General features: G+C 60.3%; 31 protein-coding genes and 1 tRNA gene. 20 read left to right on the plus strand and 12 right to left on the minus strand.

From position 1 onward, the window contains the following. Positions 1–6 precede the first annotated feature (6 nt). Complete coding sequence (locus tag ACR3FE_RS02260) at positions 7–201, minus strand: hypothetical protein (RefSeq protein ID WP_458205093.1); 195 nt, start codon at positions 199–201, stop codon at positions 7–9. Between the two features lie 68 nt (positions 202–269). Then, positions 270–911 carry a helix-turn-helix domain-containing protein gene (locus ACR3FE_RS02265; RefSeq protein WP_458205094.1) on the minus strand — a complete coding sequence of 214 codons (642 nt, stop codon included), beginning with the start codon at positions 909–911 and terminating at the stop codon, positions 270–272. A gap of 84 nt (positions 912–995) precedes the next feature. Between ACR3FE_RS02265 and paaA the strand changes: the two genes are divergently transcribed. From paaA to ACR3FE_RS02295, 6 genes are all read left to right on the plus strand, one after another. Then, positions 996–1,937: a 1,2-phenylacetyl-CoA epoxidase subunit PaaA gene (paaA, locus tag ACR3FE_RS02270; RefSeq protein ID WP_458205095.1), complete on the plus strand. Its 942-nt coding sequence runs from the start codon at positions 996–998 to the stop codon at positions 1,935–1,937. 1 nt (position 1,938) lies between these two features. Continuing rightward, positions 1,939–2,259 (plus strand): 1,2-phenylacetyl-CoA epoxidase subunit PaaB, encoded by a 321-nt coding sequence (paaB, locus tag ACR3FE_RS02275; RefSeq protein ID WP_458205097.1) that lies wholly within the window; start codon positions 1,939–1,941, stop codon positions 2,257–2,259. Next, positions 2,259–3,104 carry a 1,2-phenylacetyl-CoA epoxidase subunit PaaC gene (gene paaC / locus ACR3FE_RS02280; protein ID WP_458205099.1) on the plus strand — a complete coding sequence of 282 codons (846 nt, stop codon included), beginning with the start codon at positions 2,259–2,261 and terminating at the stop codon, positions 3,102–3,104. The genes paaB and paaC overlap by 1 nt, the downstream gene beginning before the upstream one ends. Then, positions 3,097–3,519, plus strand: a complete 423-nt coding sequence (paaD, locus tag ACR3FE_RS02285) for a 1,2-phenylacetyl-CoA epoxidase subunit PaaD (protein ID WP_458205101.1) — start codon at positions 3,097–3,099, stop codon at positions 3,517–3,519. The genes paaC and paaD overlap by 8 nt, the downstream gene beginning before the upstream one ends. Continuing rightward, positions 3,516–3,683, plus strand: coding sequence for a 1,2-phenylacetyl-CoA epoxidase subunit PaaE (paaE, locus tag ACR3FE_RS02290; RefSeq protein ID WP_458205103.1), 168 nt, complete (start codon positions 3,516–3,518; stop codon positions 3,681–3,683). The genes paaD and paaE overlap by 4 nt, the downstream gene beginning before the upstream one ends. Positions 3,684–3,862: 179 nt before the next feature. Next, positions 3,863–4,075 carry a DUF2196 domain-containing protein gene (locus ACR3FE_RS02295; protein WP_458205104.1) on the plus strand — a complete coding sequence of 71 codons (213 nt, stop codon included), beginning with the start codon at positions 3,863–3,865 and terminating at the stop codon, positions 4,073–4,075. Here ACR3FE_RS02295 and ACR3FE_RS02300 read toward each other — a convergent pair whose 3' ends face one another. Both ACR3FE_RS02300 and ACR3FE_RS02305 read right to left on the minus strand, forming a co-directional pair. Continuing rightward, positions 4,076–4,465 carry a methylated-DNA--[protein]-cysteine S-methyltransferase gene (locus tag ACR3FE_RS02300; protein ID WP_458205106.1) on the minus strand — a complete coding sequence of 130 codons (390 nt, stop codon included), beginning with the start codon at positions 4,463–4,465 and terminating at the stop codon, positions 4,076–4,078. Beyond that, positions 4,465–5,235 (minus strand): class I SAM-dependent methyltransferase, encoded by a 771-nt coding sequence (locus tag ACR3FE_RS02305; protein ID WP_458205108.1) that lies wholly within the window; start codon positions 5,233–5,235, stop codon positions 4,465–4,467. Before ACR3FE_RS02305 ends, ACR3FE_RS02300 begins: the two co-directional genes overlap by 1 nt. A gap of 589 nt (positions 5,236–5,824) precedes the next feature. Here ACR3FE_RS02305 and ACR3FE_RS02310 point away from each other — a divergent pair. Both ACR3FE_RS02310 and aroA read left to right on the plus strand, forming a co-directional pair. Continuing rightward, on the plus strand, positions 5,825–6,277 hold the full coding sequence (locus ACR3FE_RS02310; RefSeq protein WP_458205110.1) for a universal stress protein: 453 nt from the start codon (positions 5,825–5,827) through the stop codon (positions 6,275–6,277). A gap of 38 nt (positions 6,278–6,315) precedes the next feature. Continuing rightward, a complete protein-coding gene (aroA, locus tag ACR3FE_RS02315) occupies positions 6,316–7,605 on the plus strand; it encodes a 3-phosphoshikimate 1-carboxyvinyltransferase (RefSeq protein ID WP_458205112.1) in 1,290 nt (429 codons plus the stop codon). Between the two features lie 92 nt (positions 7,606–7,697). Here aroA and ACR3FE_RS02320 read toward each other — a convergent pair whose 3' ends face one another. Continuing rightward, positions 7,698–8,102 (minus strand): Ig-like domain-containing protein, encoded by a 405-nt coding sequence (locus tag ACR3FE_RS02320; RefSeq protein WP_458205113.1) that lies wholly within the window; start codon positions 8,100–8,102, stop codon positions 7,698–7,700. Between the two features lie 105 nt (positions 8,103–8,207). Here ACR3FE_RS02320 and aroC point away from each other — a divergent pair, with 105 nt between their 5' ends. Beyond that, on the plus strand, positions 8,208–9,389 hold the full coding sequence (gene aroC / locus ACR3FE_RS02325) for a chorismate synthase (protein ID WP_458205115.1): 1,182 nt from the start codon (positions 8,208–8,210) through the stop codon (positions 9,387–9,389). An 82-nt stretch (positions 9,390–9,471) separates the two neighbouring features. Then, positions 9,472–11,484 (plus strand): hypothetical protein, encoded by a 2,013-nt coding sequence (locus ACR3FE_RS02330; RefSeq protein ID WP_458205117.1) that lies wholly within the window; start codon positions 9,472–9,474, stop codon positions 11,482–11,484. An 11-nt stretch (positions 11,485–11,495) separates the two neighbouring features. On the opposite strand, the gene ACR3FE_RS02335 is transcribed toward ACR3FE_RS02330, so the two are convergent. Continuing rightward, on the minus strand, positions 11,496–11,633 hold the full coding sequence (locus tag ACR3FE_RS02335) for a DUF7503 family protein (RefSeq protein WP_458205119.1): 138 nt from the start codon (positions 11,631–11,633) through the stop codon (positions 11,496–11,498). 231 nt (positions 11,634–11,864) lie between these two features. Between ACR3FE_RS02335 and ACR3FE_RS02340 the strand changes: the two genes are divergently transcribed. From ACR3FE_RS02340 to ACR3FE_RS02350, 3 genes are all read left to right on the plus strand, one after another. Further along, entirely contained in the window at positions 11,865–12,221 is a 357-nt protein-coding gene (locus ACR3FE_RS02340; protein ID WP_458205121.1) for a HalOD1 output domain-containing protein, read from the plus strand. Positions 12,222–12,299: 78 nt separating this feature from the next. Next, positions 12,300–13,211, plus strand: coding sequence for a DUF7504 family protein (locus tag ACR3FE_RS02345; protein ID WP_458205122.1), 912 nt, complete (start codon positions 12,300–12,302; stop codon positions 13,209–13,211). 32 nt (positions 13,212–13,243) lie between these two features. Next, positions 13,244–13,873, plus strand: a complete 630-nt coding sequence (locus ACR3FE_RS02350) for a uracil-DNA glycosylase (protein WP_458205124.1) — start codon at positions 13,244–13,246, stop codon at positions 13,871–13,873. A 30-nt stretch (positions 13,874–13,903) separates the two neighbouring features. On the opposite strand, the gene ACR3FE_RS02355 is transcribed toward ACR3FE_RS02350, so the two are convergent. Next, positions 13,904–14,104: a hypothetical protein gene (locus tag ACR3FE_RS02355; protein ID WP_458205125.1), complete on the minus strand. Its 201-nt coding sequence runs from the start codon at positions 14,102–14,104 to the stop codon at positions 13,904–13,906. Positions 14,105–14,173: 69 nt separating this feature from the next. Between ACR3FE_RS02355 and ACR3FE_RS02360 the strand changes: the two genes are divergently transcribed. Continuing rightward, entirely contained in the window at positions 14,174–14,926 is a 753-nt protein-coding gene (locus ACR3FE_RS02360; protein WP_458205127.1) for a DUF2064 domain-containing protein, read from the plus strand. A gap of 9 nt (positions 14,927–14,935) precedes the next feature. Here the strand turns inward: ACR3FE_RS02360 and arcD are convergent, their stop codons facing one another. Further along, entirely contained in the window at positions 14,936–16,381 is a 1,446-nt protein-coding gene (gene arcD, locus ACR3FE_RS02365) for an arginine/ornithine antiporter ArcD (RefSeq protein ID WP_458205128.1), read from the minus strand. Positions 16,382–16,528: 147 nt separating this feature from the next. Between arcD and ACR3FE_RS02370 the strand changes: the two genes are divergently transcribed. Next, positions 16,529–16,611 (plus strand) — tRNA-Ser (locus tag ACR3FE_RS02370). 20 nt (positions 16,612–16,631) lie between these two features. Here the strand turns inward: ACR3FE_RS02370 and ACR3FE_RS02375 are convergent. Continuing rightward, positions 16,632–17,285 (minus strand): dihydrofolate reductase family protein, encoded by a 654-nt coding sequence (locus ACR3FE_RS02375; RefSeq protein WP_458205130.1) that lies wholly within the window; start codon positions 17,283–17,285, stop codon positions 16,632–16,634. A 153-nt stretch (positions 17,286–17,438) separates the two neighbouring features. Beyond that, entirely contained in the window at positions 17,439–18,503 is a 1,065-nt protein-coding gene (locus ACR3FE_RS02380) for a malectin domain-containing carbohydrate-binding protein (protein ID WP_458205132.1), read from the minus strand. A gap of 267 nt (positions 18,504–18,770) precedes the next feature. Between ACR3FE_RS02380 and ACR3FE_RS02385 the strand changes: the two genes are divergently transcribed. After that, positions 18,771–19,091, plus strand: coding sequence for a DUF5785 family protein (locus tag ACR3FE_RS02385; RefSeq protein WP_458205134.1), 321 nt, complete (start codon positions 18,771–18,773; stop codon positions 19,089–19,091). On the opposite strand, the gene udk is transcribed toward ACR3FE_RS02385, so the two are convergent. Next, on the minus strand, positions 19,092–19,826 hold the full coding sequence (udk, locus tag ACR3FE_RS02390) for a uridine kinase (RefSeq protein WP_458205997.1): 735 nt from the start codon (positions 19,824–19,826) through the stop codon (positions 19,092–19,094). It abuts the gene before it with no gap. A gap of 159 nt (positions 19,827–19,985) precedes the next feature. On the opposite strand from udk, the gene ACR3FE_RS02395 reads away from it, so the two are divergent. The 4 genes from ACR3FE_RS02395 (at position 19,986) to ACR3FE_RS02410 (ending at position 24,389) form a co-directional block, all read left to right on the plus strand. Beyond that, a complete protein-coding gene (locus ACR3FE_RS02395) occupies positions 19,986–20,744 on the plus strand; it encodes a GTP cyclohydrolase III (RefSeq protein ID WP_458205135.1) in 759 nt (252 codons plus the stop codon). 79 nt (positions 20,745–20,823) lie between these two features. Next, entirely contained in the window at positions 20,824–21,387 is a 564-nt protein-coding gene (locus ACR3FE_RS02400) for a CBS domain-containing protein (RefSeq protein ID WP_458205136.1), read from the plus strand. A gap of 101 nt (positions 21,388–21,488) precedes the next feature. Further along, on the plus strand, positions 21,489–22,799 hold the full coding sequence (locus tag ACR3FE_RS02405) for an ABC transporter substrate-binding protein (RefSeq protein ID WP_458205137.1): 1,311 nt from the start codon (positions 21,489–21,491) through the stop codon (positions 22,797–22,799). A 312-nt stretch (positions 22,800–23,111) separates the two neighbouring features. Continuing rightward, the gene (locus ACR3FE_RS02410) at positions 23,112–24,389 is read left to right on the plus strand and encodes an ABC transporter substrate-binding protein (RefSeq protein WP_458205138.1); all 1,278 of its coding nucleotides are present in this window, start codon (positions 23,112–23,114) and stop codon (positions 24,387–24,389) included. Here ACR3FE_RS02410 and ACR3FE_RS02415 read toward each other — a convergent pair. Next, complete coding sequence (locus ACR3FE_RS02415; protein ID WP_458205140.1) at positions 24,367–25,263, minus strand: NosD domain-containing protein; 897 nt, start codon at positions 25,261–25,263, stop codon at positions 24,367–24,369. The two genes, ACR3FE_RS02410 and ACR3FE_RS02415, sit on opposite strands and share 23 nt — an antisense overlap. Between the last annotated feature and the right edge of the window lie 24 nt (positions 25,264–25,287).

Below are 25,287 nucleotides of genomic sequence, written 5' to 3' on the forward strand. Positions count from 1 at the left end.
CGTCGGCTATTTCGTTTTGCTGGTCGTCGACGTTCTGGTCTCGTCAAGCGCCAGAAGTGGGATCAGAACGATGAGGAGGAATCCAGTCACGTACCCCACCAGTGCTGCCCCATCAGGAAGGTGCTGTGCCTGCGCGACGACTAGATACGCCAGCAACAGGAGTGTCACGTCGATTCTGGAGGGAGCGAGGAGTGCAGACACGACAGCGAAAGAGGCTACGGTACTCGATAAATAAGTTCCGACGACGACGATGCAACCAAAGTATCACATCAAACGAATATCTGTGAGAAAAGCGATCGCTCTGCTCGATGGATCCGCTCCAAAAACGCCGACTTGCTGATGCCGAGCTCGTCAGCTACCTCGGTCGCGGTGGTAGCGCGGGGAACTCCGAAGTAGCCCATCTCCTGCGCGATTCGGAGAGCGCGTTCCTGTGCTGGCGTCACGTCCCACTGTTGTGCGACGACGTTCTCGTCTTCCGAACCGAGTTGGTGGACGCGCTCTAGTCGCATTCCGACCGTCTCGCCTGCTGCTTCGAGAACGCCTTGCAGGACATCGTGACCCACCACCGCCCCCGTGAACTTCGCCCTACCGTCGTGATAGCGAAGTGATTCGGCCATGAACCCGACGTTCGTCAGTTCGTGGACGACGCAGGGATGTTTCGAGAGACATCTGAAATTCTGCCTCCCGTCCGTCGTCGAGACGTGGAGATATCGGATTCGGTCGTCTGCATCGAGATAGTCGGCGAGACCGTCACTGCCTTCCGGCGCACTGAATCGAAGGAGGGCGTAGCCATCGTTCCGATGCTGAGGGGGTTGACAATCGATTCGAACCCCCGTCGAGCGTGACGCATCGGAGAGAGGACAATCGTCCCCGGTGACAGTGAACTCTACGACGAGACACTCGTCTATCATTCGGTGGTGGTAGGATTCGAGAGTATTTAAACCCAGTCTATGGACGGGTCAACTCGTATGGGTCGGGACGAATAATTATCGGGTATGGACATCGAGACCGTCAAAGAGCGGGCCGGCCCTCGGGAATTCAATCCGAAGGACGACATGCCTGAGGAGTACCGGAAGGCCGCGACTCGAATGATTCAGTTCCACGCGAACTCGGAGATAATGGGTGCATATCTGGAGCGACCGTTCATCCGCCAATCTCCAAGCCTCGACCGAAAATTGGCGTTCAGCGCGAAGGTGCAGGACGAGATCGGCCACGGGCAGTTGCTCTACCGTGCTGCCGAATCACTCGGCATCAAGACTCGTGACCAGATGATGGACGAGCTGGAGAACGGCCAGGGCAAATTTCTGAACTGCTTCCACTACGAGATGGATCACTGGTGGGAGACACCGATGATCGCCTTCTTCGTCGACGGCGCGGCGATGCGCCGACAGGCGACCCTGAAACGAACGAGCTGGGAACCCTACGCACACGCGATGGACAAGGTCTGTTTCGAGGAAGGCTTCCACGTCAAACACGGCGAGGACATCATGCGTGAACTCTCCATGGGGTCGAAGAAGGAGCAAGAGCTACTCCAGGAGGCATTCGAGAAGTGGTGGCCGCGCATCATCCAGTTCTTCGGGCCGACCGACGACAAGAGTACGCACCACGATTTCTCCGCCGACGTGGGGCTGAAGACGATGACGAACGACGAGTTGCGTACCGCCTTCCTCAACGCCTACATCCCGAAGGCGAAGAAGTACGGGCTCGAGATTCCGGACGAACCGCGGATCGAGCACGACGAGGAGACGGGCACGTACAAGGTTCGTGAAGACGATCTCGACTGGGACGAGTTCTTCAAGATCGCCAAGAACAGCTACGAACCCGGCGTCGACCAGATAAACGGTCGGAAGAACGCACAGGAAGCGGTCAGTTGGGTTCGTGACGTGCTGGACGACTGGGAAACGAAGGGTTCGAACACGCCGGTGGCGGCTGATTAACATGATCTGGGAAGTATTCCGACAAGACGAGAAAGGCAAGTATCACACCCACTGTGGAAACGTCCACGCGCCAGACCGAGATATGGCGCTCATGTTCGCCCAGATACAGCACGGGCGACGTAAACCGACGAACAGCATCTGGGTCGTCCCGAAAGACGAGATCGGCGAAGTCGATGCCGAGGAAACCTCCTTCGGTGGGACGACGGACAAATCCTACCGCTGGGTGATGGCGTACAATCGCATCGACTCCAGTTTCGCACAGGAAGTCGAAGAGGCCGAAGCCGAACAGGAAGAAGCCGACCGCCAACGGAGTGAGGCCTGATGTCTGTGCAACTCGCCGGGCCGGACGAACTCAGCGACGAAGAGCAGGACGCCGTCGAAGAGCTACTTTACCGCCTCGCGGACGACGAACTCGTCATCGCAGAACGGTACACCGAGTGGCAGGTTCGTGCGCCCACGCTGGAATCCGACCTCGCCATCTCGAACATCGCACAGGACGAACTCGGACACGCTCGCCTCTGGTACGACCTGCTGCAGGACTTCGGCTACTCCGAATCCGACCTCATCTTCGAGCGCGACCCGAGCGACTTCCGCCACTCGACGCTCGTGGAGCTGCCATTCGAGTCGGGTGACTGGGCCGACGCCATCGTCCGTGGATACTTCTACGACGTGGCGGAACAGCTGCGCCTCGAATCCCTCGAAGACACCTCGTACCCACGCATCGCAGACCGCGTAGCCAAGATCCTGAGCGAGGAGCGATACCACCGCGAACACGCCCAGAACTGGCTCGAACGACTCGCCAGCGATGACGAAGGCAGAGAGCGTGTGCAGTCGGCAGTCGATGCACTGTTTCCGCACGCACTGACCCTGTTCGTCGGCGGCGAAGCAGACGAGCAGATCGACGAATTCGGGATCCGCACCCGGTCACTCGAAGCGATGCGCGAGCAGTGGCTCGATATCGTCGTTCCGTTCCTCGTCTCGCTGGATGTCGAGGTGCCTGAAGAACTCCAGAGCGGCGACCCGAACGAACTGCTCCCTGAACACCACGGACGAGATGGAAACCACACCGACGACTGGTTCGACCTCCACGACGAGATGACCCACTCGTACCGTGAACTCGGACGAAGCGAAGCCCACCGAATCATGCCGGACCCCGACGATGAGTAATCAACCACAAGACGTAGAACCGGATGCGACGCCGTGCGCGTACACGGACTACTCGAAAAGCGGGCGCTCTCCCGACGACGTGCCCGCCACGGGCGAGGGTGCGACCGGACTCGAAGGGCGCGTCTGGGACGCCCTCTACGAGATCGAAGACCCCGAGATGCCTATCAGCATCGTCGACCTGGGGTTGATCTACGGGGTCGAAATCGACGAGAGCGACGTGACGGTCATCATGACTCTGACGTACACCGGCTGTCCAGCGCGGAAGATGCTCACCGAGGAGATCGAGAAGGATGTCGCTGCAGTCGACGGCGTCGAGAGCGCCGACCTCGAACTCGTCTGGAGCCCGCCATGGACGATCGAGATGGTGACTGAACAGGGCAAAGACGACCTGCGGGAGTTCGGACTGAGTATATGAGACGATTCGACCCCAGCGTGACGACGAGCGGCGAAGATTCGGGCGCGGAGTGCCCCTACTGCGGTTCGACGGATACCGAGCGTGAACACCCGAAAGGGCCGTCGCTCTGTCGGTCGATGCACTTCTGCAACGGCTGTGAACAGCCGTTCGAGAAGTTCGAGTAGGGGTTAGTCGGTCTTTATCCGGAAGAGATGATGGCGCCGCATAAGTTCCTATGCACGTGTTTGTTATAACTCTTTTTGCAATAGAATTAAACTTATTGGCAAGTCATAACGTACCACACTAGGGATGCGGTAACAACGAGGCCATCATCCTCTTTGGTTCGAACCCCATAGCTCGTCGTATGTCCGCCGATCGACCGTCGAAAGAAGAGTTGCGTCGAGGGATGACCGTCGAGATAGAGCAGACCAACGCGGAGAACGCTGGCGACGCGCCACCGCTCCGGGGCGACATCGCCAAGGTGCTCTCGGAGGAGGAGACCGAACCCGGTGGCGTGAAAGTCGAGTTGGAGTCGGGCGTGACCGGGCGCGTGACGCGCATCGCTCCGGACGAGTAACTACCGCGATTCGAGGTCGAGCAGTCGCCTTTTGAGTGCTAGTCGGTCGTCTCCACCACCTGAATAGCCGCCGAGGCCGTCCGCTGCAACGACGCGGTGACAGGGGACGACGATGGGGACGGGATTGCGCCCGCACGCTTGGCCGACGGCGATCGGGGCGGTATCGAGCGCGTCGGCGAGCTCGCCGTAGGTTCGCGTCTCGCCGCGTGGAATCTCTAGCATCGCGGCCATGACCCGGCCGGTGAAGCTGTCGGGAAACGTGATCTCGAGGTCAAACTCCTGTCGGTCGCCGTCCGCGTACTCGCGCACCTGCTGGCGAATCTCGTCTGGCGAGGCGGCGACGAGCGACTCGTCCAGTTCGGACTGCCAGTCCCAGAGCGAGACGAACATCATCGCCTCCTGAGTACCGTGACGGGGCGGTGGAGCGTGCCCGGTTCGCAGTCTTCGACCGGCTTCGAGAGGTCGAAGCTATCGAACCAGCCGACGTGCTCGAACTCGGAGTCATCGACGAGCATGCGAAACTCTTGGGGCGCGAACGACTTGATGGTGTACGCTTCGCGGAAGCGGCGGGTTCCGTCCGGCGTCTCGACCCGCGTCGTGATCGTCTGGCGAACCAGTTGCTCGGTCGTATGTATCGGCTCCTGTTCGCTGCTGAACCGAACCGTCGTCTCGCCGCGCGTCGTCTCCCACTCGGTCTTGGAGGCGCTACCACCGGGAAAGTCGATCGAACCGTCGATGCAGTAGAGCGACCCCGAAGACAGGCCGTCGGCGACCGATTCGAGGTGCGACCGAAGGTCGTCGTTCGATTCCAGATACAGCGACCCGAGCGCACAGAAGGCGAAATCGACAGATTGTGGAAGATAGAAGTCGGCCATGTCCCGCTGGAGGAACGTCGCCTCGATGTCGTGCTCGCGCGCCTTCTCGATGGAGTGGGCGATCATCTCCGAGGAGTTGTCGAGACCTGTGAACTCGTACCCGCGAGCGTCGAATTCGAGGAGGTAGGGCGAGGGGCCGCAGGCGACTTCGAGCACCGAGTCGGGGTCGTCCACACGTCCGCCGAATCGGTCGATACAGCTCTCGAAGAAATCCACTTCGGCCGCCACGTCGCGGAAATCGAAGGCGATTTCGTAGTAGTCAGGATGCGCGTAGAGACCGGCCATAGCGGTCAACTCGCGGGGTGGGTCTTAACGACTTTCATCACTCCGGGAACGGTTGGTTGAGTTGGTTAAACTATTCGATTTTGGACGGTGGGACGAGATGGGGAGACGATTATTCTAGCATGTCGCCCTTCGAGCTTTCGCTCAGATACCATCACAGGAGAGTCTCAGAAAGCCCTCTCACACTTTCGCTCTATCGACAAAGGGTTAGATTCCCAGAAAGCCCTCGTGGTCCAGACTCGCACGCCTCGTTGCGCTCCTCACCTCGGTCGCTCCGGAAGAGCTGGTCACTTTCGTAGCGAGTGGTGGGTAGCCACGAGGGAGGGGAGCTGTGGCGTACATCTGGGGGCCTGCCTGAATCCGCCTCTCGAACGATTACCAGCAACGTATCGAGCCCCAATTCCTCCAACGGTTGTACTGAAACCTACTGTTATGTACTGAAATGTACTGGTCTGCACGAATCCTAGACGGACCGCCTCTACGGGAGTCTAGCTTCGATACGCACGCAAACGATATCCCGTCGGCGTATGACTCCCAGTGACCGAGAACACCCGAAATCCACATCCTGCTACACGACGTATCTAAATGCGCTATGAAACGATACTTAGTCGCCATCGACGGCTCTCCCGCGAGCACGGAGGCTCTCCAGTATGCCCTCAGCCTGGCGGACGACACGGGCGCGGAGGTGACGGCAATCCACGTCGTCGTTCCGGAGCAGTTCTTCACCGGGGGTAATACGCCCCCCGCGAGCATCGCGGAGGCAGAGCGCGAACTCCTGCTATCGAACATCGAGGACGCTGAAACACGTGGGCAGGAGCTACTGGACGAAGCGAGCGCACTCGCCAAGCAGGACGGGATGACCATCGAAACCGGGTTGCTGTACGGCGAACCGGTCGAGCAGATCACGGAGTACGCCGAGGACAACGACCTCGAGGCCATCTTCGTCGGGCATCGCGGAACCTCGGAACGATACGAAGGATTGTTCGGAAGTACGGCGAAGGAGATCGCCGGACGGGCGAGTGTTCCCGTCACTATCGTCCGGTAGGCGGTATTCTATTACTTCTCCGTGACGACCCTCCGCACATGGACGTAGAGATCACTCATTCGACGCTCTCGGGGACGGCGCGGGCACCGCCGTCGAAGAGCTATACCCACCGGGCGATCCTCGCCGCCGGGTACTCCGGCGGCGCGCTCGTGTACGACCCACTCATCAGCGGCGACACCAAGGCCACGATGCAGGCCGTCGACGCCTTCGACGGCGACGTTATCGAAGACGGCGAAGCCATCGAGATAGACGGTTTCGACGGCGAACCCAGGACTCCGGCAGACATCATCGACTGTGCGAACAGCGGGACGACCATGCGACTCGTCTCGGGGACGGCGGCACTCGTGGACGGTATCACCGTCCTGACCGGCGATAGTTCGCTTCGCTCGCGCCCGCAGGGGCCGATGCTCGACGCCATCGAACAACTCGGCGGACGGGCCGAGAGCACCCGCGGAAACGGCAAAGCGCCACTCGTCTTGAAAGGCCCCGTCGCTGGCGGCACGGTGTCGATTCCGGGTGACGTCTCCTCGCAATACATCTCCTCGTTGTTGATGGCGGGCGCACTCACCGACGATGGCGTCGATATCGAACTCGAAACGGAACTCAAATCGGCACCCTACGTCGATATCACCATCGAACTGCTGGACGAGTTCGGCGTCGAGGCCGAGCGCGATGGTCGAAGCTGTCACGTCGAAGGCGGGCAGTTTTACGAACCGGCCGACGGTGAGTACCACGTCCCCGGCGATTTCTCGTCCATCTCCTATCTCCTCGCTGCCGGGGCTATCGCCGCGAAAGACGGCGAGAGCGTCCTGATCGAGGGTGCGTACCCCAGCGCGCAGGGCGACTCGTTCATCGTCGAGGTGCTCGACAGGATGGGCGCGGACGTCGAATGGAATCGGAACGACGGCGTCCTCACGGTTCGGAACTCGTCGCTCTCCGGTGTAGAAGTGGACGTCGGCGACACGCCCGACCTCCTTCCGACCATCGCCACGCTCGGCGCGGTCGCGGGTGACGAGACACGCATCGTCAACTGCGAGCACGTCCGGTACAAGGAGACCGACCGCGTGGCGGTGATGGCGAAGGAACTCTCGAATCTCGGTGCGGAAGTCGAGGAGGGAGAGGACTCGCTCACCATTCGCGGTGACGACTCCGACCTCCAGGGTTCGGTCGTGAACGGTCACGGTGACCATCGAATCGTGATGGCGCTCGCCGTCGCCGGACTCGCCGCCGACGGGACGACGATGATCGCCGACGCCGAGCACGTCGACGTCTCGTTCCCGGACTTCTTCGAGGTGCTCTACGACCTCGGGGCGGAGATTCAGCGATAGGGTTCGGTATCGTCGGTCGGTAGAATTCGGAGACGTGGCGATACTCGTCCCGTTCGCAGTAGAGAAAGCGACGGTCGTTCGTGGGGAGGACGTTACGGTGTCGAACTCTCGGACGTCTCCCGACAGGTAGCGGTGATGCCGATACCATCCTGCCCGATATCGACCAGTATCGTGTTCGTCGAACAGCCCATCATCCGCCACTCCGCAGACCGCCACATATCGTTGTCCACCTCGACGTCGACGTGATACGTTCCTGCTTCGAGGACGTTCTTTTCGGTGACGACACGTCCTGGCCAGAGGAAAAACTCGTCTTCGAAGCGAGCGTCCGCGTTCGTCCCCTCGACCACGATGGAGACGGTGCGTTCTTCTTCGAAGTAGTTGCGAACCCGTACGCTCACCGGTTTCGCGGGCGTCTTCCCGTGATCGAGTGGGAGACGGTCGAGACACCCTGAAACCCCCATGGAACCGAGTAGGACGGCGAAGCGACGCCGATTCATTACGTCGACATTCAAGGCCGGGGTATAAATTTGTGTCCGGCGATGGCCGGCGAATGGTTCCGCCTCCTACAACACCTAAATGGTCTGCACACACAAAGACGAGTAATGAACGGAAACCGGTTCGGACGCCTCTTTCAGGTGACGACCTACGGCGAGAGCCACGGTGAAGCGATGGGCGTCACCGTCAGTGGCTGCCCGGCAGGCATGGAACTCACGGAAGAGGACGTACAGCGCGACCTAGACCGACGGAAACCCGGCCAGTCGATGATCACCACGAGTCGGGACGAACCCGATTCGGTCGCCATCAACAGCGGGATACAGGACGGCTACACGACCGGGACGCCGATCGGGATGGTCATCCAGAACAAGGACGCTCGCTCGGGCAAGTACGAACCCTTCATCACGGCACCGCGACCGAGCCACGGCGATTTCACGTACTCGGCGAAGTTCGGCACGCGAAACTGGGGTGGCGGCGGGCGCTCGTCCGCGCGCGAGACGGTGAACTGGGTCGCCGCCGGAGCCATCGCCAAGAAGATCCTCGCGGCGGAGGGAATCGAGCTGAAAGCCCACGTGAACCAGATCGGCGACGTCCGAGCAGACGACGTGAGTTTCGAGGAGATGGTCGAAAACAGCGAGGAAAACGACGTTCGCTGTGCCGACCCCGACGCAGCAGAGAAGATGCTTGAGCTGATCGACGAGTACCAGCGAGAGGGTGATTCCATCGGTGGCTCGATCTACTTCGAAGTCCACGGCATCCCGCGGGGACTGGGAGCGCCCCGGTTCGACTCCGTCGAGGCCCGTCTCGGGCAGGCCATGATGGCGGTTCCGGCGACCACCGCGTTCGAGTTCGGACTCGGGAAGGAAGCGCGCCAGTGGTCGGGGTCGGATCGAAACGACGAGTGGGAGTTCGACAACGAGTCGGAAACGAGCGGTGACGAACCGAGAGAACGCGGCGACCCGACGCCGATTTCGAACCGCCACGGCGGCCTCCAGGGTGGTATCACTACGGGCGAACCGATCTACGGCGAGGTCACGCTCCACGCCCCGACCTCGATTCCCAAAACCCAGACGACGGTGGACTGGGAGACGGGCGAGGAAAAGGAAGTGCAGGTCATCGGGCGACACGACCCCGTGCTTCCGCCACGCGGCGTCCCCGTCGTCGAAGCCATGCTCGCGCTGACGCTCGTCGACTTCATGCTTCTCGGTGGGCGCATCAACCCCGACCGCCTGGACGACCGACCCGGTGCGTACGACACCGATTACCATCCGACTGCGCCGGACGAGTGATTCCGCGATAGATTTTTATCATTCGGCATCGAATAAAACGTGGTAACAAACGACAAGGCTTCGCCTGAGCGTCGTGGTTCCCGTGCTCTCGTTCGAATCCCACCCCACGTCCGGCGTCGAGATCGTCGATCCGATCGAGCGACGCCGATACACGCTCGATACGCCCGAACCGGTCGCCCTTCGACCGGCGGACGAAGCGCAGTTCTACTTCCCGGTCGACCGCGCGGTTCGCGTTTCGACGGACGAACTGACCCTCGACCACCGGGTCGATACCTTCGTCCGTGGAGCGAAGGGGGAGTTGCTGTTCGAGGTGAGTCCCAACACGGACGAGGAACTCCCACCGGGCGTGTACGACATCGAACTGAACGCGCCGGTCAAGGTGTACCTCCGAGTGGATGGCGCGCTGTCGGTACAGGCGAACGCAGAACAGGTCAGCTTCCAGTTCGACCCCCCGGAGCTTCTCGTCGGTGCGCGTTCCTATCACCATCATCCGGCGGAGACGGTGACGACCACCGACGACCCAGCGGACGTGCTGACCGCGCTGTCGGCGCTCTCGTCGGCTCTGAAGACCACGACGTGTGAACGGTCGTATCCGACGCTCCGCGGGCATCCGCCGACTGTGGAGTTGGGTGAGCGGCTCCACGTCCCTGCCGAACTGGAGCCCCCGAAGACCAGTGTTCGTCTCGAACTGCCGCCGACCCTTCGGGCGGCATACGTCGCGGCACCACTTGCATTCTATCTCGGAGCAGAGATGGTTCCCGGCGACGAGGCGAGCCTCGTCGCCGACGGGTTCGAACATCCCCTTTCGAGCGAGAACTTCGAACGGGAGGTCGAACGAGTTCTCAAACAGACGTTCTTCCTCGACTGTCTCACTCGAACGGAAGGCTACTATCAGGTCGACCTCTACGAACGCGAGCAGGCCGACCTGAACCTGGATTTCGCGGCCCTGTACGACCGACCCATCGCTGAACAGCTTCCGGCGTATCTCTCGATTCCGTTCGACCGAATCGCACCACATCTCCCCCAGTGGCCGCTCACCGCCCACGTCGACCCGACGGCGGAACACGTCGCCGTCCTTCCGTTCGTCGTAAACGACCTCGGTATCGTGCGGACGCCACGTGGAACCACCGTCTCGGCGAACGACGTTCACTCGTCGGTACTGGATTCGTTCTTCCGTTCCGTTCGCGGAACGTCGGGAGACGACCCGACGTTCGTCCGTCTGGAACCCGGCGATTCGATAGAGCAGGCGTGGTTTGCGGACGACCTGCCGCTTCGTGCGACCAAGGCCATCCCGCAAGCGTTCCGGAGCAAACTCGAACGCGAACCGAAGACTGGCTCTATCGACATCACCGTCGTCTGCAACGAATCGGAGATGGCGGCAGACGAGGGCGTCAGTGACGTGTACGGTCGTGCGGAACTTTCGTTCGACGTGACGATTCGCTATGACCTCTCGATGGCAGAGCTACACTCAGTCCTCGAATCCGAACAGGATTTCCTCCACTACGTCGGCCACATCGACGAAGCCGGATTCCGGTGTCACGACGGCTCGCTCGACGCGACGACGGTGACGAACGTGGGAACCCCGACCTTCCTGCTCAATGCGTGCCAGTCCTACGAGCAAGGACTGGCGCTCATCGACGCAGGAGCCATCGGCGGAGTCGTCACGTTCAGCGACGTGGTGAACGACGGCGCGGCGCGCATCGGGTACACGATGGCTCGCCTGTTGAATCTCGGCTTCCCACTCGGGGCTGCACTCGACCTCGCACGCACGGAGAGCATCGTCGGAGGACACTATCTCGTCATCGGTGACGGAAGCGCGGACGTCGTACAGGTCAAAGACGGCGTCCCGACGCTCTGTGATATCCACACCCGTGACGATTCGTTCGACGCGATTCCACTCACCTATCCGTCCCGCGAAGGGAAGATCGGGACGATGGCCTACCCACTCGTCGAATCCAACGACCAACATTTCCTCGTACCGGGGGCGCTCCGGCGATTCCGACTGTCTGAGGAGGAACTTCGACAATATCTCTTCTGGCATCAATCTCCCGTGCGAAAAGACGGTGAACTGGTGTGGGACGAAAGTCCGCTCTGACTCGTCCCGTTCTACGGCCCGTACACAGCTAGCGTTCCGACGCCTGCCGCAGCGGTGCCTGCTTGCGCGAGCAACAGTATCGCCGTGAAGAGGACGCCGATCATTCGTGGGTTCTCTGCGAGGTACGATTGGAAGGTGTCGTCAGTCATCGGTACGAAAACCGCAACGTGGGTGAACTACTTCGCTATGAGCCGACTGAAAACGCTTCAACGGAGCCTACTCGTAGCGTCCGTTTGGCCTACATCGGGAAAGGAGTCCGTTTGATACCGGTAACGGTCGATTATCGACCCTCGATAAATAGTAATACATCTGGAATATAAAACGTATTCTGGACGCACTTTTATTACGTTTCACAGCTATGTAGTAGTTACAATTCGTAGATGAGTGGAGTGAACACAGAATGTGACGGGGGCGAACCAACGCCGACTCCCGTCGCAAACCAGACCGGCTATCACGTCTATCACGACGCGACGAGCACTCGCCCACTGAGTGAAACACTCATCTCTGCGATCGCCGTCATCCAAAACGTCGATCCGACGGTGACGCCGATTCCGTTGACAGATGTGGTCGACCCGGACTCGCTCGACCTACTATTTACCGACACACACGGTGGTAAACGACGTATCGGCGGCTACATCCAGTTCACCGTCGCTGGTCTCGAAGTGTTCGCTCACGCCAACGGCCACATCTTCCTCCGCGAACGACCCGACACTAACGACGAAAAACGCCAAAGATGAGAGTATGAAATCCCTGAATTGCATCACCACGACTCACACAACTTCGATCGGCAGTAGTGAGGAGGTCGGTCGACGACCATGAGCAGTCGAACCCTCTCCACCGAACCGGGGAGTAGCTTCCTCCTCACCGTCCAATCCCTCCACGCCGAAGTACGTGCGGCTGCCCTCGCTCACCTTCCCCTCACGGAAGCGGATTCCGTCGTCGTAGTCACGTACGACCAATCGGCAGACTCGTTTCTCCGAACGTGGCGCTCGCAGATCGGATCTGTTCCGGAGTTCGTTCGAATCGTCGATGTCTGCCAGACGATGCGCTCGGTAGCGAGCGCATCGGGACAGACGGACAGCGTTCGAAACGTCGTTCGAACCGTCCAGAATCCGGTCGACATCCCGGCCATTCAAGACGCTATCACGTCGGCGTTAGAGGATTCGACAGGCGAGACGATATTGCTCTTCGACTCGGTCACGAAGCTGTCCGAGCATATCTCACTCACCCAGTTGGTGCAGTTCTACGACGCCGTCTCGACCCAACTCGAAGACGCCGACGCGGTCGGATACTTCTACCTCGAAACGCATTCCCACGACGCCCCGACGGTTGCGACACTTCGAGTGCTCGCGGACGAAGCTCTCGAACTCATCGACGACGGGGTCGAATGGTACCTCCGTTCGCTCCAGGAGCGAACCTGCGATTGCCCCTCGCTCGACGTCCTGTTCGACTCACTTCGGGTGCGGTTACGGCGAGATGCACTTCGGCATCTGCTTCGAACGCCACAACCGGTAGACGTGGACGAATTGGCAACCGTCGTCGCCCGACGGGGAGACAGCGAACCGAAACCGAACCTCCAACGCCGCTACTCCACGGCACTGTATCAGTTGCACCTGCCGAAACTGGCCGACGCCGGACTGGTCGAGCACGATAAGACGACACAGCAGGTTTCGCTCCGCGAGCCAGCACGATGGGTGGAGCCGTTTCTCGCCCTCACCGATGAGTAGCTCCTTTTAGTATCGCGTGACAACCGAACGGTATGGATGCGAATCAGGACGAGCTCTCGAATCCGTTCAGTATGGACGAGACGTGTACGAACTGTCGCCTGTGTGAGCCGCGAGAACAGGTCGTTCACGGCTACGGCGACGTCGGTGCGGATTTCCTCTTCGTCGGCGAGATGCCGAGCGAAGGAGCGGAGCAGACCGGCGTCCCGTTCACGAACGACGCAGCAGGAGCGCGACTACAGGACGTCCTCGGGCAACTCGGATTGAGCGATTCCGCTTCCGACGCCGCCGAACCCGACCTCGACAACGTCTTTCTCACCTATCTGACCCGGTGTCGCCACCCCGAACGCCCGCCGCGCGACGAGGAGATAACGACCTGCGAGCCGTATCTGAACGCCGAGATCCGGATGATAAATCCCGAGATCCTCGTGCCTGTGGGGCAACGCGCGCTCGCGGAGGTCGCCGAAGAGTACACGACGACACCGGCAGGCGAGTTCGACATCGAGACCGACCACGCGACGACGATTCGAGGGCGAGGGTTCGAACTCGTTCCGATGGTACACCCGGCGAACCAGACGGGTGAACAAACCGAGGCGTTCGTCCAGCATTTCCTCGACCTGATGGGGAACGATTACCGACAGACGAAGGGGCGACAGGGTCGATAAGAAGAGAGTGATTATCGTTCGAAGCCCGGTTCACCAGTAGGGATTCGCACGCCACTGTTTCGATTTTGCGCCGACGAGCGCGAGTCCTGCGACGAAGACTGCGACGAGTGCCATCGTGACGATGGCCGCCATCTCCGAGAGCGTCGTCGTCACGAGGAGTGCGAGTCCACCGAGCGCCAGTCCCACGAGGACGGCGACACCGAGCAGTGCGAGCGGTTTCGTCCAGTGCATGTCCGAATCGAGGGAGAGCGGTGGCATAAAATGGTGGCTTTCAAGGCGCTTCCACCCTGACCGACAGGTATGACCACCATCGCCGTGCTGGCTGACCCGCCACGCGAGGGGTTCGTTCTCCCGGAACTCGCGGCAACGTCACCGCTCTCCGAAGCCGAAGTGACGAAGCTGTACGCCGAGATGTTGAAAGACACGTTCGTCGCTGCCGCGAACAGCGGCGGAGAGTTGCTCGTCAACTACCGCTCTGACGACGACATTCCGGATGAGTTCGGGGATGACGAGAGTTCGGAAGCCGAACTCCGGACGCTGGCAGACGAGGCGCTTGACGACCTCGACGAAGTCCGCTTCGAGGTACAGGTCGGGTCGACGTTCGCCGCCCGCGCCGGAAACACGGCGACGCATCTTCTCGAACAGGAAGGGGTCGCTTCCGTCGCCATCGTCGATGGGACGGCTCCGATGTTGACACGGACGGAACTCGACAGCGCGGCGATGAAACTCCGTCGGAGCGAGGTCGTCGTCGGGCCTGCTGGTGACGGTCGGGTGTACTTCGTCGGCTTGACCGACACACTTGACTTCGAGTCCATCTACACCCCACCGGAGATCGAAACGGTGACACAGCGAGCGACCGACGCAGGCTACGACGTCGATTTCCTGCCTGCGATGACGAGCGTCGAAACTGGCGACGACCTTCGTTCGCTGGTCACGCTCCTGCACGCACGAACCACTGCGGGGCGTATCGTGCCGGTCAACACGACGACGTATCTCCACGAGCTCGGTCTGCACGTCGAAGAACGGGATGGTGAACGCGAACTGGTTCGCTAAGGTAGTTCGTTAGTCTGCAGGCGAGACAGACTGTTTCGTCGTCGATTCCGTATCGAGTTGCCACCCCGTCGCCGCGATAGCGAAGAGAACGAGCGGCGAGAGCATACCGAAGAAGTAGTACGGCGCGTACTGAAGGGTCGGAACGCCGAGAGCGGCAGCCATGTAGACGGCTCCTGCGTGCCACGGGATGAGCGCGCCCGTCGGCGTCCCGGCGGCTTCGACAGCGCGTGAGAGATCTCTGTTCTTGAGGCCGTGTTCTTCGTAGAGATTCCGGAGTGTCATGCCGGGGACGACGATACTCATGTACTGCTGAGCGGTGAGCACGTTCGTGAGCATGGCAGATGCACCGGTTCCGGCGACCAGTCCGCCAGCGTTGGTGACCTTCTTCGAGAGATGGTGTGCGAGCACTGCGAGGACGCCGGTCGTCTCCAGCAGTCCGCCGAGAGCGAGCGCCGCGACGACGATGCTGACCGTCCACGCGGAGCCTTCGACGCCGCTGCTCTGGAGAAGATCCGTGACCAACTTCATCCCCGTCTTCGGACTCGTCCCGCTCAGAAACACCTGCCAGGCAGCGGTGAACGACTGCCCCTGGACGAGGAGGGTCGTCCCGACGCCGGAGAAGATGCCAGCGATCAGCGATGGGAGAGCGGGATACCCCCAGAGCGCGAGTCCGAACGTGACGACCAGCGGGAGGAACACCAGCAGAGAGAGGTTGTACGTGCTCACCAGTGCGGTCTGGATGTTACCGATACGCCCCGCTGGAATCGACCCGGTCGCCTGGAGACCGAGAACTGCGTAACCGACGACGGCGAGGCCGAACGCGAGAAGCGTTCCCGCACGCATCCCGCGGATGTGGTCGTAGAGGTCGGTGTTCGTCACCGCTGCGGCGAGGTTCGTCGTGTCGGAGAGCGGTGACTGCTTATCTCCGGCGTAGGCACCCGAGAGAACCGCACCGGCGGTCATCGGTGCGGGGACGCCGAGACCGGAGCCGATTCCGATAAACGCGACGCCGAGCGTACCGACGGTCGTCCACGACGACCCGATAGAAAACGCGACGAGTCCCGCCAACGTCGCGGTCACGGGGAGGAAGACGGTCGGGGAGAGCAGTTTCAGGCCGTAGTACATCAGTCCCGGAATCGTACCGGAGCTGATCCACGTTGCGATGAGAGCGTAGATGGTGAACAGGATGAGAACTGCCTGCAACCCCATCAGTAAGCTGTTGGCCATCCCGTCGTACAGGTCGTCCCATGAGAGGCCGAGTCCGTAGTAGCCGACCAGCCCCGTGAACGCGATCGCCCACAGAAGCGGGATGTGGGGATCCATCTTCAGCCAGGCCGAACCGATTCCGAGGAAGACGATCGTTGCGATAACTGGCAGTAAGGCCAGTCCGAGCGATGGTCTCCGGTTCGGTGGTAACTCTGCGTACGTGAGTGGCTCGAAATCCAGCGAAGGCATCGTACGACGGAGAATGCACTGGGCGCATTAAATAGTTATGATTCAATGCTCTACAATAATATTTCGGAGAGCCAATCTATTCCGACGGACATGTCGGCGGACCCAGACCGACAGTTCTTAGACCCGGTATCGAGTAGACAGGCGCGAGGTGGGATGGCAGAGCGGCCTATTGCGCCTGCCTTGAAAGCAGGTGGCGTCAAGCCTCATGGGTTCAAATCCCATTCCCACCGTTCTCGACGCGAACGGAGGATCACTCCGTCACGTCGTCCAGTGCGAACGAGCCGAGATCGATCTCTCCCGACCGCTCGTATCGAAGCATCTGCACTCCCGTACTCGATGTCTCCACCGTGATGAGGTCGAGGGCCGCAGGAACCTTCCCCTCCCCGAACAGTTGTTTCCCGTCCCCCACCACCAATGGGAATATCCAGAGCCAGAACTCGTCCACGAGGTCGTGGGCGAGCAGTGACTGGGTCAGATTCTGACTTCCCTGCACCAAGACCGTATCACCTCGATCCGTCTTGAGATTCTCCACGGCCGCCGTGATATCTCCCGTGAGGAGCGACGAGTTGTTCCACTCGAGACCGTCGAGCGTTCGGGAGGCGACGTACTTCGGCATGCTGTTCAGTTTCGCCGCCATGGGGTCGTCGCTGTCGACGTTGGGCCAGTGTGCAGCGAAAATCTCGTACGTCTCCCGCCCGAGCAACAGTGCATCGGTCTCGGCGAACTGGTCCTCCATGATCTCGCCCATCTGCTCGTCCCAGTAGTTGACCGACCACCCTCCATGTTCGAAGCCACCGTCACGATCCTCCTCCGGACCACCAGGTGCCTGCATCACGCCATCGAGTGTCAGGAACGTTCCCACGACGAGTTTTCCAGTTTCACTATCTGTGTTCGTCTCGCTCATCGGCAGTATCTGAATCGCTGAAACCGCTAAAGACCGTTCCGGCCCAGAAGTCGATATCTGTCTGCTGGAGTTCGACGAGGCCGAAAGAGAGAACGTCAAGCCACATCTCGCAGAACGAGCGCTAGCGAGTAAGCGAGTGCGTCCTCTGGATGCTCAAATCCCAACTTTGCCGCTTCTCGACGCGAGCAGGATGTCGTCACCCTGACGCGAATCGTCTCGGTCGTCTTCCCACTTATCGTCGCGCTTGTCTTCTCCTTTCTTCTTGCCCTTGTCCTTGCCCGGCACCGCCTCGTTGCTGCGGTCGTTCTGTTCACCGCCTTCGACGAGAACGATCTCGATGCCCTGCAATTGCGGGTCCTCCTGTTCGTGAAGGAATGTCACGTCGAGTTCGCCGTCACGGACGGTGACGGTGTACGACTTCATGGTTCCCCTGTCGTGGCCGAGTTCGTCGTATATATTGTAGTCGTTCAGCACCGTCTCCCCTTCGACTTGCGCGTCGAAGATCCGCGGTCCTTTCTCTCGGTTGCTGTTCGGACCCGACTCGGTGAGGTACGTTTCGGCGAAGTAGAGGCGAACCTCGTACGTTCCGGACTCGACCGGGAACTGCCAGTGCATCTCTGGATCGTCGCTCGGCGTTTCGTAGTCGGCGTCCCAGCGCCACGACCGGAACACCTTACGGGGCGTCTCCGGAGGCACCGCCGGCGTCAGGGTTATGGGCTCGTCGGTGTTGTTCGTGCGACTCCCGCTCATCCGTGCGTTTCCGAACCGCGATGGGCTGTTTTCGGTGTCCCGCGTCCAGGCGGGACCGCCATCTGACGATGACAGGCGCGGCCCACCGACGTTGACGCGATATAGCACCGTCTCCTGCGAGCGCGCGGTGGTCGTGGTCGTCCTCGTGCTCGTAGTGGTTTTCGTCGTCTGTGCTGGTTGAGTCGTCTGTGATGGCTGTGTCGTCTGGGTTCGAGTCGACTTCGTCGTCGCTTTCTTCGAGGTCTGCTTCTGTTTCGAGATCTGTGTCGCCGAGGTGCTGGTCTGTATCGATCCCGTCGTCGTCCCGACCGTGTTCGTCCCGTTGTCGGCACCGCCCGAGGATGGGCTGATGATGTCGCTCGGTATCCCACCGAGGACGATCATGCCCGCGACGAAGAAGACGACACCGCCACCGATGAGTATCCCTTGAACGAAACCACCAGACGCTGTAGAGGAAGTTCCCGACATCTCTACTGCCCCCGCACGTGCAGCATCATGTCCGGGGTCGCTGGCCCATGGAGTTAATTATACGCTGATTAAACTGCAAGACCACCGAAGAATTACCGTAGTACGCCCGTTCGAAATTCAATCTGTTCAAAATTAACACTCAACTGGGTGTCTCTGTCGAAGAAACACGAATGGGATGTGACATCAGTCTCGGCTGACGGCTCGACTACCGACGAGTCACGTCCGTGGAAGGTAATCCTTTTCGTCCCCCCGAACCGACGTGCGGGCATGGACTGGCCTCACGATCCCGATGGCGAAGAAGGAAGCGAAGGTGGACGGAAGTACGGTCTCGCCGTCCTCGCCAAGAAACTGGACGAAGAGGAAGACTTCCCGCTCTCGCGCGACGAATTCGTGGCCGAACACGGCGACGAACCGGTTCGGATCAACCACCAGAAAGTCGTCAGTGTGGACGATATCTTCGAATACGTCGAACCCACGGAGTTCGAGTCGATACTCGAATTCCACCGGGCAGTCGGTGCGGCGATGCGCTCGGGTGACTTCTGGGACTACCACCCTGTCGGCGATAATCCCGAAAAGAAACGCGCCTGATCACTCCGGATTTTCGGTCGAGCGCCATCGATCCGTGCCACCGCCCGGTGTCGGGGTGGGTGGATCACGTTGCTCGTCGGACGTGAGTCGTAGTTCCTCGTCTACATCCCGCGTCGAGTGGGCTCGAATCTCGGCACGAACCTTCTCCTCCAAGAGATCGACCGCGACCCGATTTGCTCCTTCGGGAATGATGAGGTCGGCGTGTTTCTTCGTCGGTTCGACGAACTGCTCGTGCATCGGTTTCACCGTCGAGAGATACTGATCGATGACGCCTTCGAGGTCTCGACCGCGATTGACGACGTCGCGTTCGATACGCCGCAGGATTCGAACGTCGGCGTCCGTCTCGACGTACACCTGCAAGTCGAGCATCTCGTTGACCTCGGAGTCGTAGAGAGCGAAGATTCCTTCGAGGACGACGACGTCAGTCGGCTCGATAGAGACGGAGTCCTCTTTTCGGTTGTGGATGGAGAAGTCGTACTGGGGCATCTCGATCGGCTGCCCCGTGAGAAGCGAATCCAGATGGTCGCGGAGGAGTTCCCACTCGAACGCCGATGGGTGGTCGTAGTTGACCTCAGTGCGCTCCTCGAAATCGAGGTGCGAGAGGTCTTCGTAGTAGTTGTCCATCGGGATGCGGGTGACGGAGTCGCTTACGGGTTCGGTCACTTCGCGGGCGACCGTCGTCTTCCCTGCACCGGTTCCTCCGGCGATTCCGATGACGAACGACGGGATGGTCATTGTCGGGTCACTCTCGGGGAGTCGCTTCAATTGCTCGAAAGCACTCCATCGTCCGGTCGTCGAATCGGCACATCCCCGAAAACTGAGGGTTCTCATATCTGAGATGCGATTCACGATTAGGGTGACTTATACGAGAGCACGTCGAACGCTCGGCCAACAGTGACGAACGCCCAGATCACGTTGATCCAGATCGACAATTACGGTCCGTGGACCGTGACGCCGGAACCGCGCCGAGAAGTAGACCTCCAGACGCTCCAATCGCGGCTCTATGCCGACCTCTCGCAGCTCATCGGCAACCGCGAAGGCTACGTCTTCTTCACTCGGTTCGACAACATGGTCGCGGTCACGAACGGCCTCTCGATCGACGACCACGCACTCGTCCAGGAATCGATCGGAAACCGCTATCCGGTGACGGTCAGTTTGAGTGTCGCCACCGGAAAGAGTCCCGTGCAGGCGCTCGCGGACGCGACCGAGCAGTTGCAGGAAGCGGGGAGCGCCCAGGACCACTCACGCCGAGCGATCCTCCGTGGGCGAGCCATCGACGAGGAGTTCCGGACGGAAGACGACGTACAGATAGCTCACTTCGACGTGAACGATATGACCGGCAACTACACCGACGAGGTGAACGCCTTCGACTCGTTCATCCACATCGAACAGGGGTACGCCGAACTGATGAAGTACATGCGCGAGGCCCACGAGTCGCTCTCGTTCTTCGTCGGTGGTGACAACGTCATCGCCGTATGTCCTGAGTTGGACGAGGCGGCCTACGAAGATGCCATCCTGCACGTCGAGGAGACGGTGGAAGTCGAGTTGAAAGTCGGCGTTGGCCGTGACATCGTTCCGCAGGAAGCAGGGATGGCCGCGAAACACGCACTGGAGACCTGTCGGGCGACTGGGAGCAGGATAGAGTTCCAGTAGCCGACTAGCTACATTAGCGGGAGACAAGAATAAACCTGCCGGGGATACTTTTTAGGCGGGTTGTGTCAAACGGTCACATATGGATGCAGAAGTTACGGTCCGAGATATGATGACCAGGGAGTACGTGGGGGTCAGCGAATCTGACACTGTGCTCGGAGCCGTGCAACTCATGCGATCTGAGGGGGTTGGAAGCGTGGTCGTCCTTCGTGGGAGCGACCCCGTCGGTATCATGACCGAATCCGACGTGTTAGACCTCGTTGCAGCCGAGGGAGATCCGTCGGACACCCCCGTTTCAGAGGTGATGACCAGCCCTGTCGTCTCGATGAACGCCGACCGCAGTCTCGCCGATGCGGCGGGGACGATGGCTCGTCAAGACATCCGGCGAATCGTCATCACTCGCGACGGCGAACTGGCAGGGATGCTGACCGAGCGTGACGTCATCTCTGCCTCCGCATCACCATCGAGCATCGTCCCCAGCCGAGAACGCGAACTCGATGAGACGGAACTGGAGGGAACCCTGGAAACGAACGGCGGTGACGCCGAATATTCGGGACAGAGTATCTGTGAAGTCTGCGGAACGCTCACTCGAAGTCTGGAGAACGTCAACGGTCAACTCGTTTGTGTCGACTGTCGGGAATATTAGTTAGATAACTTACACGTTCTGGAAATAGGGTTAAAACACCCGAATACCAAGCCCCTCGAAGGGTAGATTTATAGTCACTCGGTCGATACCCATCCCTGTCCATGGGATATGATATCGACCGACGCGACATGCTGAAAGGACTCGGTGCGACCGGAATCGCCGGTCTCGCTGGCTGTATCGGCGGTGGCGGCGGCGGAAATGGAAACGGCGACGGAAGTGGCGGCCCGGACGTTATCAACGTCATCGGCTACCCCGAGAGCGGTATCCAGCTCTTCCGTGACTACTACAAGAACAGCGACGCGAGCCACGAGATCATCGTACCCGACGGTTTGCTCGACGGCGACCTGCCGAAGGAAGTCGGTAACGACATGAAGAACGTCACCGGGACGGCCCCCGCTGCGTCCGGCCCGAACAAGAAGGCGTTCACGCAGATGTTCAAAGACGAGTACGGCAAAGCACCCGGTGTGTTCACGTCTCACTCATACGATTCCGTCGCGATCCTCATCCTCGCCAACGCGGCTGCAGGTGCGAACGACGGAACGAAGATTCGCGACCAGATGCGCCGTGTCGCCAACCCCGGCGGACAGAAGTACGGCCCGGAGAACTTCGTCGATGCAGTCAAAGCCGCCGCTCGCGGTGAGGACATCAACTACCAGGGCGCATCGAGCGTCGTGGACTTCAACGAGAAGGGTGACCCCGCGTCCGCAGCCTACGACGTGTGGAAGTTCGACACGAGTAAAGATGCAGGGTACAAGACCGTCGACACCATCGACTTCGATGGAAGTGCGGGTGGCGACATGGCCGACAGTTCGCCCGGTGGGAAAGACCGTACCATCAAGGTCGGTATCCTGCTCCCGGAGACCGGTGACCTCGGTTCCGTCGGGAAACCGATGATCCAGGCATCCAGGCTCCCCGTCAAACAGGTGAACGACGCGGGTATCTCCGTGAGCGTCAAGGCGCAGGTGGAGGACACGAAGACCTCGAAGCAGGCGTCGCTGTCCGGTGCAAACGCACTCGTCAACGCGGGCTACCCCGCCGTCAGTGGGCCAGCTTCGTCCGGGAACAACATCCCCGTGAGCAAGCAGGTGTACACCAAACAGAGTGTCGTCGGCTGTTCGCCGTCCAGTACGGCGCTCACGGTCACGAACCTGAAAGACAACGACTTCGTCTTCCGGACGGCACCCAGCGACCTGCTCCAGGGGCAAGTGATGGCCCAGGTCGCAGCCAAGCGACTCGAAGGGAAGACGGCATCCACCCTCTTCGTGAACAACAGCTACGGACAGCAGCTGTCTGATAAGTTCGCTAGCACCTTCAAGGACGAGCATAGCGGTGAAGTCATGCAGAAGGTCTCGTTCAACAAGGGCGAATCGTCGTACACTTCGGTCATCAAGAAAGCGACTGGTTCGAAGTAAGAGCGACACCCCACGTTTTGTTATTTCTGCCCGACGAGAGGAACGAGTAGGCCACCGTCACATCCGAGGTAGAACGGGTTTGTGCTGATGATAGGATCGCTGATGGAATGCCGACGATACCGGTACAGAATTCCGTGTTGCGCAAGCCGTAATGCTTACAATGGTTGATGTGACTCTGTAAAAACCGACACTTCAGAAACCACAACTGTTCGGTCACCTGTTGTATCGATAGTACGGCGATGAATCGACTTACATCCATAATGATAGTTTAAAATAGACTTTTACCCCAGAACGGCGACGGTTCCCACGGATATGAGTCCAAAAATCGACCGCCGTGACTACCTTCGGGGAATGGGAGCAGCGACAACTGTCGGGCTGATGGGGAATCTCCAGCAGAATGGAGGGCCGGACATGCTCACGGTCATCGGATACCCACAGAGTGGTATCCAGTTGTTCCGTGACTTCTACGCGATGAATCGGGATCTCGACATCCTCGTTCCGGACGGATTACTCGACCCCGCCCTTCCACAACAGGTCGGCAACAACATGCAGAACGTCACCGGGACGGCCCCGACCGCGGCCGGGCCGAACCAGGAGGCGTTCAATCAACTGTTCAGAGACCAGTACAATCAGCCACCGGGCGTCTTCACCTCGCAGTCGTACGACGCCGTCGCCATCCTGATCTTAGCGAACGCCGCCGCTGGCGAGAACAGTGGGCCAGCCATCAAAGAGCAGATGCGCCGTATCGCGAATCCAGGAGGAGAGGAGTTCGGCCCACAGAACTTCGTTGAGGCGGTCGAGGCCGCCGCGAACGGTGACGACATCAACTATCAAGGAGCGTCGAGTACGACCGACTTCGACGAAAACGGCGACCCAGCGTCGGCGGCCTACGACGTGTGGAAGTTCGCACCGCAGACGGACGAGGGTGTCAGAACAGTGAACACGCGACAATTCGAGACCGGACAGGCGGGCGGCCCGAGTGCGAACAACGCACCCGGTGGCATGGGTCGAACCATCAGAGTCGGTATCCTACTCCCGGAGACCGGTGACCTCGGCTCCGTCGGGGGACCGATGATCCAGGCATCTAGACTGCCGATTCAGCAGGTGAACGATGCGGATATCGACCTCCAGGTCGAATCGCAGGTCGAAGATACCCAGACCGAGCGGCAACCGGCGCTCAGCGGCGCGAACGCGCTCATCAACGCAGGTTTCCCTGCCATCTCGGGCCCGGCGTCCTCGGGGAACAACATCCCCGTCTCGACCGAGGCGTACATCCCGAACGAGGTCGTCGGCTGTTCGCCGTCCAGTACGGCGATCACCGTCACGAACTTGCAAGACAACGACTTCGTCTTCCGGACGGCCCCGAGCGACATCCTCCAAGGTGGCGTGATGGCGCAGGTCGCCGCCGAACGAATTGGCGCGCAGTCCGTCTCGACGCTGTTCGTGAACAACGACTACGGTCAACAACTGTCGGAGCAGTTCTCGCAGGATTTCCGGGAGAACCACGACGGCGAGGTTCTCAACCAGGTCGCGTTCAACATCGGCGAGTCGTCGTACACGTCCGTCATCAACCAGGCGTTGAGCGGCTAGTCGCGTTCGCCACACTGTTCTTTCGTGAACCGCCCAGCGAGCGAAGCGTCCACCGTCCATTCGTTCCGACGATTCGGTTCCCGGTGGCGTTCGAGAGCCGTAGTTCCGCTGGCGAGTTCGGATTCGAGAGCGTCGCGTTCACGATGGCGTTGCGACGGGAATCGGTGAGCAAGACCGCCGCCGTCCGCGTCGAGCGGACGACCACGTCCTCGACCCGCCCCTGCCGACTGCCGAGGAGCGCGATGCCGGTTTCGGCTCGTGTGATCGTGGCATCGGTGATTACCACGCCCCGAGCATCGGCGACCAGTATCCCCGACGAGAGCAGGTCGCGAGCCTCGCCGTCGGTCACGGTTCCGGCGTCCGACCCGATGAACGAGATGCCCGTGAACCCGTTCACGGTCGTCACTCGTTCGATCCTCGCACGCGGCGACGACGTGAGCGTCACACCATCCACGGTTCGCCGTGTCATCACGTTTCGAACGACGCCGTCGGGCGCGTCGTCGTATCGGACGCCGAACGTCCACCTGACGAGCGCGACGTTCTGAATCGTGACGTTCGTTCCCGTCACCCCGATTCCAGTCGTGTTCTCCCTGAACGTCCCGCCGTCGATGGTGTGGCCCTTTCCATCGAACGTCACGTCGTCTGCTGTGATTCGAATACACGTTTCAGCAGGAGATTCGATGTCGCTTGCGAGAACGTAGTGACCCGGCTCCGAGATCGACGTACAGGATTCGAGTTGGGTCGGGTCGGTCTCTGTAGATGCTGGTAACTCGCTGTCGGCGCGAGATAGAGGCGGCGCGGTGTCGAGAAAAGCCGCAGCTGAGACGACGACTACGAGTGTGAGAATGAACACAGCCCAGTGAGGAGCGGCCATGGACGAGCCACGGGCTCCACTCGC

Source organism: Haladaptatus rarus, from assembly GCF_054177585.1.

Excerpts from the sequence above, each read along its gene's own strand:
- ACR3FE_RS02265 (WP_458205094.1), bottom strand. The coding sequence starts at position 911 with ATGATAGACGAGTGTCTCGTCGTAGAGTTCACTGTCACCGGGGACGAT.
- paaA (WP_458205095.1), top strand. The coding sequence starts at position 996 with ATGGACATCGAGACCGTCAAAGAGCGGGCCGGCCCTCGGGAATTCAAT.
- paaB (WP_458205097.1), top strand. The coding sequence starts at position 1,939 with ATGATCTGGGAAGTATTCCGACAAGACGAGAAAGGCAAGTATCACACC.
- paaC (WP_458205099.1), top strand. The coding sequence starts at position 2,259 with ATGTCTGTGCAACTCGCCGGGCCGGACGAACTCAGCGACGAAGAGCAG.
- paaD (WP_458205101.1), top strand. The coding sequence starts at position 3,097 with ATGAGTAATCAACCACAAGACGTAGAACCGGATGCGACGCCGTGCGCG.
- paaE (WP_458205103.1), top strand. The coding sequence starts at position 3,516 with ATGAGACGATTCGACCCCAGCGTGACGACGAGCGGCGAAGATTCGGGC.
- ACR3FE_RS02295 (WP_458205104.1), top strand. The coding sequence starts at position 3,863 with ATGTCCGCCGATCGACCGTCGAAAGAAGAGTTGCGTCGAGGGATGACC.
- ACR3FE_RS02300 (WP_458205106.1), bottom strand. The coding sequence starts at position 4,465 with ATGTTCGTCTCGCTCTGGGACTGGCAGTCCGAACTGGACGAGTCGCTC.
- ACR3FE_RS02305 (WP_458205108.1), bottom strand. The coding sequence starts at position 5,235 with ATGGCCGGTCTCTACGCGCATCCTGACTACTACGAAATCGCCTTCGAT.
- ACR3FE_RS02310 (WP_458205110.1), top strand. The coding sequence starts at position 5,825 with ATGAAACGATACTTAGTCGCCATCGACGGCTCTCCCGCGAGCACGGAG.
- aroA (WP_458205112.1), top strand. The coding sequence starts at position 6,316 with ATGGACGTAGAGATCACTCATTCGACGCTCTCGGGGACGGCGCGGGCA.
- ACR3FE_RS02320 (WP_458205113.1), bottom strand. The coding sequence starts at position 8,102 with ATGAATCGGCGTCGCTTCGCCGTCCTACTCGGTTCCATGGGGGTTTCA.
- aroC (WP_458205115.1), top strand. The coding sequence starts at position 8,208 with ATGAACGGAAACCGGTTCGGACGCCTCTTTCAGGTGACGACCTACGGC.
- ACR3FE_RS02335 (WP_458205119.1), bottom strand. The coding sequence starts at position 11,633 with ATGACTGACGACACCTTCCAATCGTACCTCGCAGAGAACCCACGAATG.
- ACR3FE_RS02340 (WP_458205121.1), top strand. The coding sequence starts at position 11,865 with ATGAGTGGAGTGAACACAGAATGTGACGGGGGCGAACCAACGCCGACT.
- ACR3FE_RS02345 (WP_458205122.1), top strand. The coding sequence starts at position 12,300 with ATGAGCAGTCGAACCCTCTCCACCGAACCGGGGAGTAGCTTCCTCCTC.
- ACR3FE_RS02350 (WP_458205124.1), top strand. The coding sequence starts at position 13,244 with ATGGATGCGAATCAGGACGAGCTCTCGAATCCGTTCAGTATGGACGAG.
- ACR3FE_RS02355 (WP_458205125.1), bottom strand. The coding sequence starts at position 14,104 with ATGCACTGGACGAAACCGCTCGCACTGCTCGGTGTCGCCGTCCTCGTG.
- ACR3FE_RS02360 (WP_458205127.1), top strand. The coding sequence starts at position 14,174 with ATGACCACCATCGCCGTGCTGGCTGACCCGCCACGCGAGGGGTTCGTT.
- arcD (WP_458205128.1), bottom strand. The coding sequence starts at position 16,381 with ATGCCTTCGCTGGATTTCGAGCCACTCACGTACGCAGAGTTACCACCG.
- ACR3FE_RS02375 (WP_458205130.1), bottom strand. The coding sequence starts at position 17,285 with ATGAGCGAGACGAACACAGATAGTGAAACTGGAAAACTCGTCGTGGGA.
- ACR3FE_RS02380 (WP_458205132.1), bottom strand. The coding sequence starts at position 18,503 with ATGTCGGGAACTTCCTCTACAGCGTCTGGTGGTTTCGTTCAAGGGATA.
- ACR3FE_RS02385 (WP_458205134.1), top strand. The coding sequence starts at position 18,771 with ATGGACTGGCCTCACGATCCCGATGGCGAAGAAGGAAGCGAAGGTGGA.
- udk (WP_458205997.1), bottom strand. The coding sequence starts at position 19,826 with ATGACCATCCCGTCGTTCGTCATCGGAATCGCCGGAGGAACCGGTGCA.
- ACR3FE_RS02400 (WP_458205136.1), top strand. The coding sequence starts at position 20,824 with ATGGATGCAGAAGTTACGGTCCGAGATATGATGACCAGGGAGTACGTG.
- ACR3FE_RS02405 (WP_458205137.1), top strand. The coding sequence starts at position 21,489 with ATGGGATATGATATCGACCGACGCGACATGCTGAAAGGACTCGGTGCG.
- ACR3FE_RS02410 (WP_458205138.1), top strand. The coding sequence starts at position 23,112 with ATGAGTCCAAAAATCGACCGCCGTGACTACCTTCGGGGAATGGGAGCA.
- ACR3FE_RS02415 (WP_458205140.1), bottom strand. The coding sequence starts at position 25,263 with ATGGCCGCTCCTCACTGGGCTGTGTTCATTCTCACACTCGTAGTCGTC.